Annotated in this window: 13 protein-coding genes; 10 read left to right on the top strand and 3 right to left on the bottom strand. The window is 58.5% G+C overall.

Annotation, left to right across the window (positions count from 1 at the left end; all coding sequences use genetic code 11):
* The 5 genes from ACEQWH_RS09420 to ACEQWH_RS09400 all read left to right on the top strand — a co-directional run.
* On the top strand, positions 1 to 1,330 hold a 1,330-nt coding region (locus ACEQWH_RS09420), incomplete at its 5' end, for a M17 family metallopeptidase (RefSeq protein ID WP_370230099.1).
* Complete coding sequence (locus ACEQWH_RS09415; protein ID WP_370230097.1) at positions 1,327 to 2,166, top strand: NlpC/P60 family protein; 840 nt, start codon at positions 1,327 to 1,329, stop codon at positions 2,164 to 2,166. The genes ACEQWH_RS09420 and ACEQWH_RS09415, both read left to right, overlap by 4 nt.
* On the top strand, positions 2,166 to 3,131 hold the full coding sequence (gene speB / locus ACEQWH_RS09410) for an agmatinase (protein WP_370230095.1): 966 nt from the start codon (positions 2,166 to 2,168) through the stop codon (positions 3,129 to 3,131). The genes ACEQWH_RS09415 and speB overlap by 1 nt, the downstream gene beginning before the upstream one ends.
* Before the next feature lie 25 nt (positions 3,132 to 3,156).
* Positions 3,157 to 3,612 carry a hypothetical protein gene (locus ACEQWH_RS09405; protein WP_370230093.1) on the top strand — a complete coding sequence of 152 codons (456 nt, stop codon included), beginning with the start codon at positions 3,157 to 3,159 and terminating at the stop codon, positions 3,610 to 3,612.
* A gap of 48 nt (positions 3,613 to 3,660) precedes the next feature.
* A complete protein-coding gene (locus tag ACEQWH_RS09400) occupies positions 3,661 to 4,500 on the top strand; it encodes an aminoglycoside phosphotransferase family protein (RefSeq protein ID WP_370230091.1) in 840 nt (279 codons plus the stop codon).
* Positions 4,501 to 4,505: 5 nt separating this feature from the next.
* On the opposite strand, the gene ACEQWH_RS09395 is transcribed toward ACEQWH_RS09400, so the two are convergent.
* Positions 4,506 to 4,853 carry a DUF2794 domain-containing protein gene (locus ACEQWH_RS09395; RefSeq protein WP_370230089.1) on the bottom strand — a complete coding sequence of 116 codons (348 nt, stop codon included), beginning with the start codon at positions 4,851 to 4,853 and terminating at the stop codon, positions 4,506 to 4,508.
* A 233-nt stretch (positions 4,854 to 5,086) separates the two neighbouring features.
* Positions 5,087 to 6,745, bottom strand: coding sequence for a DNA polymerase Y family protein (locus ACEQWH_RS09390; protein WP_370230088.1), 1,659 nt, complete (start codon positions 6,743 to 6,745; stop codon positions 5,087 to 5,089).
* A 91-nt stretch (positions 6,746 to 6,836) separates the two neighbouring features.
* On the opposite strand from ACEQWH_RS09390, the gene ACEQWH_RS09385 reads away from it, so the two are divergent.
* From ACEQWH_RS09385 to ACEQWH_RS09375, 3 genes are all read left to right on the top strand, one after another.
* The gene (locus tag ACEQWH_RS09385; RefSeq protein ID WP_370230086.1) at positions 6,837 to 7,268 is read left to right on the top strand and encodes a cytochrome c; all 432 of its coding nucleotides are present in this window, start codon (positions 6,837 to 6,839) and stop codon (positions 7,266 to 7,268) included.
* 91 nt (positions 7,269 to 7,359) lie between these two features.
* On the top strand, positions 7,360 to 7,827 hold the full coding sequence (locus tag ACEQWH_RS09380) for a DUF1203 domain-containing protein (protein WP_370230085.1): 468 nt from the start codon (positions 7,360 to 7,362) through the stop codon (positions 7,825 to 7,827).
* A 101-nt stretch (positions 7,828 to 7,928) separates the two neighbouring features.
* On the top strand, positions 7,929 to 9,062 hold the full coding sequence (locus ACEQWH_RS09375; protein ID WP_370230083.1) for an S-(hydroxymethyl)glutathione dehydrogenase/class III alcohol dehydrogenase: 1,134 nt from the start codon (positions 7,929 to 7,931) through the stop codon (positions 9,060 to 9,062).
* A gap of 47 nt (positions 9,063 to 9,109) precedes the next feature.
* Here the strand turns inward: ACEQWH_RS09375 and ACEQWH_RS09370 are convergent, their stop codons facing one another.
* Positions 9,110 to 9,727, bottom strand: coding sequence for a TetR/AcrR family transcriptional regulator (locus tag ACEQWH_RS09370; RefSeq protein ID WP_370230081.1), 618 nt, complete (start codon positions 9,725 to 9,727; stop codon positions 9,110 to 9,112).
* Between the two features lie 205 nt (positions 9,728 to 9,932).
* On the opposite strand from ACEQWH_RS09370, the gene ACEQWH_RS09365 reads away from it, so the two are divergent.
* Both ACEQWH_RS09365 and fghA read left to right on the top strand, forming a co-directional pair.
* Complete coding sequence (locus ACEQWH_RS09365; protein WP_370230079.1) at positions 9,933 to 10,862, top strand: AEC family transporter; 930 nt, start codon at positions 9,933 to 9,935, stop codon at positions 10,860 to 10,862.
* 109 nt (positions 10,863 to 10,971) lie between these two features.
* On the top strand, positions 10,972 to 11,524 hold a 553-nt coding region (fghA, locus tag ACEQWH_RS09360), incomplete at its 3' end, for an S-formylglutathione hydrolase (protein ID WP_370230077.1).

Here is an 11,524-nt window from a genome sequence, read left to right as displayed (position 1 = left end):
GACCACCGAAGGGCTGGACGACTGGCTGACGCAACAGCCGCAGGACGTACAGTCCTGGATTGCATCAACAGGGTTCCAAGCAGGCCTTGGGTCCGTTGCTTTGTTGCCGTCAGATGGCGGTGCAATTGCAGGCGCTGTCGTTGGGCTGGGATCTGAAAAGACCCGCGCCCGTACCCGATTTACATTGGCGGCAAGCGCCAAGTCTTTGCCAGAGGGCATCTATCGCCTGGCCAATGATCTTGGGCCGAGGGATCTGGAAACCGAGGCGCTTGGCTGGCTGTTGTCGGGATATGCTTTTGATCGATACGCGTCAGCCAAAGGGGCCTCGGCCAAACTGATCTGCCCAGAGGGGTTGAATGCCGCGCGTGTCGAAGCACTGGCGGCAGGCGAGGCCCTGACCCGCGATCTGATCAACACCCCTGCCAATGACATGGGCCCGGACGAGCTGGAAGTCGCCGCGCGCAGTCTGGCTGAACAGTTTGGCGCAGATATCTCGACGGTGACGGGCGAAGACTTGCTGACCCAGAACTTTCCAATGATTCACACAGTAGGCCGTGCGTCATCGCGCAGCCCTCGTTTGATCGATATGCGCTGGGGGACGGCGGGGCCAAAGCTGACGCTGGTTGGCAAAGGGGTCTGTTTTGACACCGGCGGGCTGAACCTGAAGCCTGGTGGATCCATGGGATTGATGAAAAAGGACATGGGCGGGGCCGCGACGGTTCTGGGGTTGGCGCATATGATTATGGCGCTGGACTTGCCCCTCCAGCTGCGCGTCCTGATCCCCGCGGTTGAGAATGCCGTCAACGGAGATGCCTTTCGCCCGGGCGACATCCTGACCGCCCGCAATGGTCTGACCGTCGAAATCAACAACACCGATGCCGAAGGGCGCTTGGTTCTTGCCGACGCCCTGACCCTCGCCACCGAGGACGCGCCCGATCAGATCATCTCGGTTGCCACATTGACCGGCGCCGCGCGCGTGGCCGTTGGGCCGGATCTGTCGCCGTTTTACACAGATGATGACGGCATCGCGGCGGCACTCGCCACATCTGCGCTAAAGGTGTCTGATCCAGTCTGGCGCCTGCCCTTCTGGGATCCTTACGAGGCCATGATCGAGCCGGGCATTGCCGATTTGGACAACGCCCCGAAAGGCGGTTTTGCCGGGTCTATCACGGCAGCCCTGTTCCTGCGCCGCTTTACAGAGGGGCAAAGCTATACCCATTTTGACATATACGGCTGGAACCCGACCGCGGCGCCCGCCCGCCCGAAAGGGGGCGTTGGCATGGGGGCCCGCGCCATCCTGAACGCGCTGCCCGAGATCCTAGATATATGACGCCAGATCGACGCCTCACCCCAGCCAACAAACGTGTCGCAGACCCAAGTCTGCGCGACAGCTGGGCCGGAGTGGACTATGTCGATCCGCAGCCTTTTTCGGTGCATTGGCCCTTGGTGGATTTGATGAATGTTCCCGAAGGCCACCGCGAGCGCCAATTGCTGTTTGGCGATGGTGTTGATGTCTATGAGGTCTTTAAGGGCTGGGCCTTTGTGCGGTCTGTCAAAGACGGCTACGTGGGATATGTGCCAAATTCTTCGCTGGCGCAGTGCCCGGCCCCGACGCACCGTGTCACGGCTGCATCCAGCCACGTGTATCGGCGCGCCGACATCAAATCTATGGATGTCATGCGTCTGAGCCACGGGTGTCTGCTGCACGTGATGGCCGAGGCCGATGGCTTTGCCCAGACCGCCGATGGGTATATCGCGCTGCAACATCTGGGGCGGGTCCAAGATCCAAAGACGGATCCCGTATCAGAGGCCAAGCTTTATCTGGACACCCCCTATCTGTGGGGCGGAAACAGCCGTTTTGGGATCGATTGTTCCGGCCTCATTCAGGCGGCGCTGCTGGCCTGTGGCATCCCCTGCCCTGCAGACAGCGACCTGCAGGAAATCGCCCTTGGCGAGCGTCTGGACGCAGGCAGCACGCTGACCCGCGGCGATCTGATCTTCTGGAAAGGCCATGTGGCGATGATCGTGGATGACACGCGACTGATTCACGCCAACGCCCACGCCATGGCGACCTGCTATGAAGATATCGACACAGCAATCGCGCGCATTGCACAGCAGGGCGGTGGCGAAGTGACCTCTTTGAAAAGAGTTTTAGGAGACCGTTGATGAGTAGTGATTTTTTTAAGCCAGTCTCCGGAATGGAACTGCCAAGGTTTGCAGGCGTGCCGACGTTTATGCGCCTGCCGTATTTGGCCTTGGATGATGCGCGTCTTTCTGACGTCGATGTGGGCATCATCGGCGTGCCTTGGGACAGCGGCACAACCAACCGCCCCGGCCCCCGTCACGGGCCGCGCCAATTACGCGATTCCTCGACCATGATCCGGGCGCAGAACGGCGCAACCGGAGTGCGCCCGTTTGAGGCGCTCAACTGCGCTGATCTTGGTGATGTCGGTCCGAACCCCGCCGATATTCAGGACTCGATGAACAGGATCACGGCGTTTTACAACCAAGTGCTGGATCACGGGATCATTCCGCTCACCGCCGGCGGAGACCATTTGACCTCGCTGCCCGTGTTGCGCTCCGTCGCGCGAAAAGGGCCTGTTGGGATGGTCCATTTTGACAGCCACACGGACCTGTTTCACAGCTATTTCGGCGGTACGATGTATACCCATGGCACCCCCTTCCGACGTGCGGTGGAAGAGGGTCTTCTGGATCCCAAACGTGTGGTTCAGATCGGCATTCGCGGCACAGCCTATGACAACGAAGACATCGATTTCGCCCGCGCCGAGGGCATCCGGATCATTCGCATCGAAGAGTTTTTTGAACGCGGCATCACCGACGTGATGACCGAAGCACGCGAAATCGTCGGCAACCATGAGACCTATGTCAGCTATGACATCGACTTTATTGATCCGACCTATGCCCCCGGCACAGGCACCCCCGAAGTAGGAGGTCCGAACAGCTTTCAGGCGCTTCAGGTTGTCCGAGAGTTAGCCGGGTTAAACATCGTGGGCGCGGATATGGTCGAGGTCAGCCCGCCATTCGATCAGGCCGGTGGCACGGCCTTTCTGGGTGTTTCGGTGATGTTTGAATTGCTTTGTGTGATGGCTGCGCAGAAGGTGGTCCAGTAAGTGAACAACGAGTGGAGTGTGTTGGATGTTGTCTGTTTTACGTAATTGCACGATTGGTCTTATGTGTCTGACCTCTCCTTTGTCAGCGCAGTCTGTGGACGCACAGAATGTGTTTTTCGGCTTTGATTTTGTGCTGGTGCCGATTGCCATCAAATGGGCCTGCGGCGGCGAGTCGACAGATGACCTGTCGCGCATCAACGCCGTGGTCGACGCCTTTCCCGAGGACGCAGAACAAGCCAGCATGGGCAAGATCATCGCGGATCTGGACAAGGCACGCACCGGCGAAGTGTCTTTAAGCCAGATTGTCGGTGGGCAGCTTTCCACAGAACAGGAAGAGCGCCTGTGTAAGGCCGCGACGTTGCTGAACCTCACCCACCTTTCCCCAGACAGCTTTCACATCGGCGGCGACAATGCCCTGTCAAAAGACCAACAGCTGGCTTGGCAGAATTTCTTTCTAACGGTGGAAAACCTGAGTTCATAGGGTCCGGCTAAACGCCAACGAAAGCAGCTATGACAGAGCGACGGCTTTTTGAAAAATCCGCTACATTACTATCTATCCAAGTTCAGCCTTACTGAACCTGAACTGATTGCAAACACGCAATCCGCAAAGGTTTGGAAAGCCCTCTCTTATGACGGTTCTTGGGTTGCTCTGAAAGTCTATAAACATGGCACCATGGGAAATGAGGCTTCTGGTTTCGACTTTCTGAGAGCCGCCTCCAAGACCTTTGCAGCACGTGTTGTGGACACGTCAGAAGACGCGGCAGTGACCGAATGGCTGGATGGACCATCCCTTGGTGATCTCGCGCGCACGGGTCATGACACGAAAGCGGCTGAAGAGCTTGGAGGCATCGCCTCAGGGCTACACAATCAACTGGGACAGGTGTCGCCGTCGATGCCAAAGCTCGTGGACTGGCTTTCAGATTTCACGAGCATTCCTCCCAACTCGTTACTGTCCGCCGAACATAAAGCTTTACTGGTCGTCGCGCGTGAGCTGGCAATGGCACTGACATCTAAGATGCAAGATGTGCGTCCGCTTCACGGGGATCTACATTACGAAAATGTGCGCCTTTGCGCGCGCGGCTATTGCGCGTTTGACGCGAAAGGGGTGATCGGCCCGCGCGCTTACGAATTGGCAAATGCATTTCGCCATCCCACCGACATGCCAACACTGGTGCGAGATAACGATCGCATTCGGCGCGTTCGGGACATATGGTGTCAATCTTTGAACGTCCCGCCCAAAGTGTTGATGCAATGGGCGGTGGTCAAATGTGCTCTGTCGATAACTTGGCGTCAGACCCAAAATCCTGGAACAGACCTTGAGTTTGATTTGTTGAGCAATCTCATTGCCGTCATGAATGAGACCAATTAGGCGCGCTACTCAACGGCCCTGATCAGCTTGCGCTCCAGCACGCGCAGGACGGTTTTCAGATCGTGACCGCGTTTGAGGATCTGCCCGTCCATGCCGACCACTGAATAAAGCCCCTGCTTGTTGCGCAGTTTGGGGCGTTTTTCGATGGTGTAGAGCGGGTGCTCCGCGGTGCGGCGGAACACAGAAAACACGGCCACGTCTTTCAGATTTGAAATCCCATAGTCGCGCCACTCTCCGGCGGCGACCATGCGGCCGTAAAGAGATAGGATCACGTTCAGCTCTGTGCGGTGAAAGGCCACCTGCTGCGGCACGGGATGTCCGTTTTGAAACGGGGTCGGTGTGGTCATATTCATGGAAATCAGCGTCGCTCTGTTTTTTGCAGAAATCAACCCTGCCTAGGTTTTGCCGTAAAGAGATACCTAAATTGCCCTCGATGTTCCCCGAATCCGCCCAATCCCAAGAGCATAAAGGCATTGTAGCGAGATCTTCCCGCTCACATCCCCGGTGGCGCAGTTTTCTTGCCCCCACCCGACGCGCCGCCGGGGGCCTTCTTTTCCAGATCAGTTGTGACGCGCTTCGGGCCTGATTAGGCAAAGCTCCCGTGACAGAACCAACCCGAGGACACCGCACCGCCGTGGGCGTAAAACAGCCACAAGCGGTCCCCCTCGGCACAGATGATATCCCAATAATCCCGTGTCCCGCTGCGCCAGTCAGGATCATCAAGCCACCATTCCGGCGCAAGGCGTTCCGGGCCGCGGGAGTGATGCAGTGTCAGGCTGCGTCCGCGCCAGCGAAAGCCGCGTGGCACGGCAGGCGTATCGGGGGCCGAAACCGGCTCGGGCCGCCACAGCAGGACGGGGCGATCCAGCTTGTAATCCGGCCAGGGATCGGCAAACGGCTCGGACCAGGCCGCCGCCAGAATGCTATGTGACTTTTCCGGAATATGGCTTTCGGCGGGATGCACACGGGTGATGCGTTCCAATCCGATGCGCGCGCCAATGCGCCCCAGCAGATCGTCCATCGCCGTCGAACGGGCCAGACGATCCGCCACCTGTCGCCCTGCCTCGGCATGGCCCGTCATCTGACGCCGAGAAAGATGTTCGGTCAAAGGCGCTTCGAGGCGCAAAAGATCAAACCCGAATTCGGAAACCAAATCCCCCAGTTTCATTGCCAAAAGTGGACGAATACGGTGCGGATCATCCGAGGCGCGCGCCAGACCGACCTCGAGTTCCTGCATGGAATGGTCTGTACGAAAGGCCTGAAGGCGCACGACGCGCGCGCCCTGAGATTTGTCTTTCAGGCGCTGGCACAGGCGCGGCAAAAGCCGGTCCAATGCGGCCAGAACGTCGTCCTCCAGGCCAATCGGCTCGGGGAAACTCAGCCTGACCGCAAACCGCGGCGGAGGCGCGGCGGGGCTGACCGGTTCGGGCTGATGACCCATCGCCTGATCCAGCCGCATCACCAGATCACGCCCAAACCGCCGCGCGAGACCCGCACGGGGCTGCCCCAGAAGATCTCCGATGTTGCGGATCCCAAGGCGCAATAGCTGTGTTTTATTGTCCTCTGACAGGCGCAGTGCGGCCACCGGCAGATCAGACAGCGCGGCATAGGTCTGACCCGGCGCGGCAATTCGATAGCTCTGGGCAGGCAGCTCTCCGACACGCGGAGCTGCGCCACCCCGCTCCCAATGGCGACGCTTGACTGCGCGGGATCTTGTGGCGCGGGCCTCTTGATCGATGGCGTCCCCACTGCGCAGCTGCGCGCCGGGCTGGCCTGCGTATCGCGCCAAGGCCCAGGCCGCGCCCACCGTATCAGCAACACCGGCCTGCACCGAAAGCCCCAGCGACACGCAATCCTCTTGAACCTGCGTCAGCATCGCCTCTTCACCGCCGTAAAGATGGGCACAACCGGTGATATCCAGCAGCAGACTATTCGGCAGCTGTTCTGACACCCAGGGCGAAAACTTGCCTGCCCAGCGCCTCAGGGATGTCAGGAACAATGCCTCAGAGCGGGGATTTTGCAGGCGCGTCAACACCTCGGGGCACATGGCCTGCGCATCGCGCAAAGGTTGGTCATGTGTCAGACCCGCGGCCTGAGCCTGTGAGTTCATCGACGCAATCACCTGCATCTGCCCCGTGTCGCGCAACACCACGAACGGGCGCTCCGCCAACATCGGGTCTTGGCGGATCAACCGTTCGGCCCCCAGGCGTGGGAACCACAAAGAAAGGACACGTCGTTTGGGCATTGGGCAGCAATGTTCCACTTTTGTTCTAATTTTCTAACTTGATTCTGCCGCCGAGTCGAGGCTGTGTAAGGACAGCCAAAAGGAGAGCCCTATGCGAAGAACCGCCCTGATAATGTCCGCCAGCCTGATGATTGCGACGGTGGCCCTTGCCCACAACGGGGTTCAGAACCCGGCAGTGATGGCGCGCATGCAGGGAATGGAACAGCTGGGCGCGGCCTCGAAAGTTCTGGGCAACATGGCCCGTGGGCGCGTTGCTTTTGATGCAGAAGCCGCTGCCGCCGCCAAGGCTGCCTTGGTGCAACACGCCTCTGAAATCCCTGCCCTCTTTGAGGCGCAAGAGGACGATCCGAAAAGCGAAGCCCGCGCTGAAATCTGGGAGGATTTCGCGGGGTTCACCGAAAACGCCAACGCGCTGAAAGACGCAGCCGAGGCGCTGGACATCACAAACGCCGATACGATCGGATCCGGCATGGGCGCGATCGGAGGCACCTGCCGCAGCTGTCACCGCTCTTATCGCCAATAACGATATTAGCGCTGAGAAAGCGCAAGAAACGGGCTGATTGCACCGCAACCTCCTTGCAAATGTAGCGTATCCACTTTGCAAGGAGACACAAATGTCCTTTCGTATTAAAGGTTTGGACCCCAAGCCCTTTCAGCATCTCTATGGGAAATCCGACCAAGAGCTCGCGGCCCTTCACATCAGCCGCCACAAGGTCGACGCCTATCCGGCCTTTCCGGACCGCGTAAGTCTTGCGCCCATCGAAATTGGCGAAACCGCGCTGTTGTTGAACTATGAGCACCTGCCCGTAGACAGCCCCTACCGTGCGCGGCATGCGATTTACGTCCATGAAGGGGCCGACACGCCCTATGGGGCGGAAGACACGCTGCCTGCCATTCTAACCACCAACCCAATCGCTTTGCGTGGCATTGATTCCGATGGGTGCATTCAGGATGCCGAACTGGCCCAAGGCGACGCCGTGCGCACCAGCATAGAGCGTATGTTCCACGATCGTTCCATTGCCTATATTCACACGCATTTCGCAGCCCGCGGCTGTTTTGCCGCCCGCGTTGATCGCACCTAGGCTTCTGTCGCACTTTAACATTTCTGAGTCGGATGTCTGATTGCACCGACTCAAGATTTGCAGCAAGCTCGCACGCAAGAACAGTTGGAGGAGTACCCAATATGCGCACACGTGCTGCAGTCGCCCTCGAGGCAGGCAAACCCCTTGAAGTGATGGAGGTGAATCTGGACGGCCCGAAGAAGGGCGAGGTTCTGATCGAAGTCAAAGCAACCGGCATTTGCCACACCGACGAATTCACGCGCTCTGGAGCCGATCCCGAAGGGCTGTTTCCGTCGATCCTGGGCCATGAAGGCGCGGGTGTCGTCGTGGAAGTTGGCGAAGGCGTCACAACCCTGAAACCGGGCGATCACGTGATCCCGCTTTACACGCCGGAATGCCGTGAGTGTCACTCTTGTCTGTCTGGCAAAACCAACCTGTGCACGGCCATTCGCGGCACCCAGGGTCAGGGCCTGATGCCCGACGGCACAACACGGTTCTCGATGCTGGATGGCACGCCGATCTATCACTACATGGGCTGCTCCACCTTTGCCAATCACACGGTTCTGCCGGAAATCGCGCTGGCGAAAGTCCGCGAAGACGCGCCGTTTGATAAGATTTGCTACATCGGCTGCGGCGTGACCACCGGCATCGGCGCGGTGATCAACACGGCAGGTGTGGAGATTGGGTCGACAGCCGCGGTCTTTGGTTTGGGCGGCATCGGCCTGAACGTCATCCAAGGCCTGCGCATGGCGGGAGCAGACAAGATCATCGGCGTTGACCTCAACAACGACAAAGCAGAGATGGCGCGCAAGTTCGGCATGACCGATTTTGTGAACCCGTCCGAGCTGGGCGACCAGTCCGTCACAGACCGGATTGTCGAGCTGACCAAGACCGAGAAAGACCAGTTTGGCGGCGTGGACTATTCCTTTGACGCCACCGGAAATGTTCAGGTCATGCGGGACGCGCTGGAATGCTCGCACCGCGGCTGGGGTGTTTCTGTGATCATCGGCGTCGCGCCGGCTGGTGCCGAGATCTCGACCCGTCCGTTCCAACTGGTCACAGGCCGCGTCTGGAAAGGCACCGCTTTTGGAGGCGCCAAAGGCCGGACCGATGTGCCGCAATTCGTGGACTGGTACATGGATGGCAAGATCGAAATCGACTCAATGATCACACACAAGCTGACCTTGGATCAGATCAACGACGGATTTGACCTGATGCACGAAGGTAAGTCCATTCGGGCCGTCGTCGAATTCTAAACTACTGAAAGCATTGACAGAAAACGCGCCTTCCGGGGCGCGTTTTTTTATGCGCCGTAACGCGCCATAAAGGTTTCCACGGCCTCTTCGGCCACCAGCGCAATCTCTTCTTGTGAAAAGTCGCTTTCGACCCCGAATGCCGCGCGCACAAACAGATCCGCCTTGCAAAGCTCTGTGAACTGATAGGCAGCCATGTCGATGTTATCGATCTTCAGCTCGCCACACTCCGCCGCCGCGCGCAGATGCAAGACAAGCTGATCGTGGCCATTCTTTGGACCATTCTCGAAATAGGTCTGGCTGAGCTCAGGAAACCGGTCGCGTTCTGCAAGACAGATGCGAAACACCCGCTGCGCGAACCGAGACACCAGAAAACTTGTCAGCCCGTAAGCGGCCGTCTGCAGCGCCTCGCGGGTTGGGGCCGTTGGGTCGATGCGGGCTTCGATCTCGCCAGACATGCGATCACATTCCGCTTGAATGACCTCTTGGAACAACCGCCGCTTATCAGTGAAATAACTGTAAAGCGTGGCCTTGGACACGCCCGACACTTTCGCGATCTCGTCAACGCTTGCGCCCTCAAACCCGTCGCGCATAAACACCTCACGCGCGCCGGCGAGGACTTGGTCGACCTTGCGGCCTTTACGGGCAATGGGGCTGTGCGTGTTCATGAGATCCTGTCACTTGCTGTCTATAGTTTTAAACTGAGCAGTTTAGTTTTTACAAGCTCAGGTTTCACACAACCCATGGGCCCATAAGCACAAATCCGCGAACACACACAAAACAGAGGCTTGATTTATAGACGCAAGGCCCAAGTTCAAGGGGCGCAGCCCATTAAGGCGTTGTGATTTGGTAAGAACCTGTTACCAAATTCTCATGCTGGCAATTTTTCTAAAAACACTGCCGTTTTTTGCGATTATCGCGCTGGGGTATATGGCGGGGCGACGGGGGTTCTTTAATCAGGACGCCACGGCCTATTTGACGAAATTCGTCTTCTATTTTGCCCTGTCGGCGATGCTGTTCAAATTCTCGGCCAATCTGTCCTTGGGCGAAATCTGGGACTGGCAGGTGATCTGGGCCTATCTCGCAGGGACCACCGCCGTCTATGTCGTGGCCACGTGTGTCTGCCTTTTGCGCGGCGAGGACGTGCCGACCACGGCAGTGGAAAGCCAATGCGCTGTGATCGGAAACGTGGGCTTTCTTGGCATTCCGATGCTGCTTCTGCTTTTCGGCGAGGCCTCGATTGGCCCCAATATGCTGGTTCTGATGGTGGACCTCATCGTGTTTTCCTCTTTGATCGTCATTCTCATCACCGGTGCGCGCGATGGGCGCATGAGCCTTGGGATCCTGCAGACAATCGGTCTGGGACTTTTGCGCAACCCGATGATTGTCTCGATTGTTCTTGGGCTTGGGTGGTCCGCGATGGCATGGCCCATTCCCGAGGTCGCCAACACGTTTCTGGACCTTTTGGGATCCGCGGCAACGCCCGGTGCGCTGTTTGCAATCGGCGCGTCGCTTGCAGGGAAATCAGCCGAACGTCTGAGCGTCGCGGGCTGGATAACTTTTTGCAAACTGGTTCTGCACCCCGCCGCAGTTGCGATCTGCGCCCTGTTCATTTTCCAGATCGACATGTTCTCGGCTGGCGTCATCATCGCGGCAGCCGCTTTGCCGGTGGCGGGCAACGTCTTTATGATCGCGCAGAACTATGGCGTTGCCGCGCAGCGGGCCTCGACCGCCATTCTGATCTCGACCGCTCTCTCGATTGTGACCTTGTCGTTGGTCATCGGCTGGGTACAGATGCTGTGAAATCGGGCGCCTGTCGGATATCAGTCCTGCGAGGTCTTGTTGGCGCTTGCTCTTTGGGGAAACCTTGAGGTAGCCACAAGCCAAGCACGTGAATATTAGGAGCAAGGCCATGGAAATCATCTCCGAGAACGCATGTTTCGGCGGCACCCAGGGGGTCTATAAGCACCGCTCTGACAGTTGCCAGTGCGATATGACCTTTGGATTGTTCCTGCCTGCCGAGGCCAAGGACGGGCCGGTGCCCGTTCTGTGGTATCTGTCGGGCCTGACCTGCACGCATGAAAACGCAATGGTCAAAGCTGGCGCACAGGCCTGGGCAGCCGAGCAAGGCATCGCCGTGGTCTTTCCCGACACATCGCCACGCGGCGAAGGGGTTGCGGATGACGATGCCTATGATCTGGGACAGGGCGCCGGGTTTTATGTGAATGCCACCCAGTCACCCTGGGCCGAGCATTTCCAGATGTGGGACTATATCGCCGAAGAGCTGCCCGAGTTTCTTGGCAACGCTTTTCCATTGGACCTCGAGCGTCAGGCTATAACCGGCCACTCTATGGGCGGCCATGGCGCTTTGACCCTCGCGAGGTCCTTGCCGGGTCGGTTTAAATCCGTGTCGGCCTTTGCCCCGATTTGCAATCCTACGGGTGCGGACTGGGGTCGCAAACAGC

Source organism: Cognatishimia sp., assembly GCF_964229375.1.
GTDB lineage: Bacteria > Pseudomonadota > Alphaproteobacteria > Rhodobacterales > Rhodobacteraceae > Cognatishimia.
The sequence above is the reverse complement of the archived record's forward strand: the minus strand, read 5'-3'. Positions and strand labels throughout refer to the sequence as shown.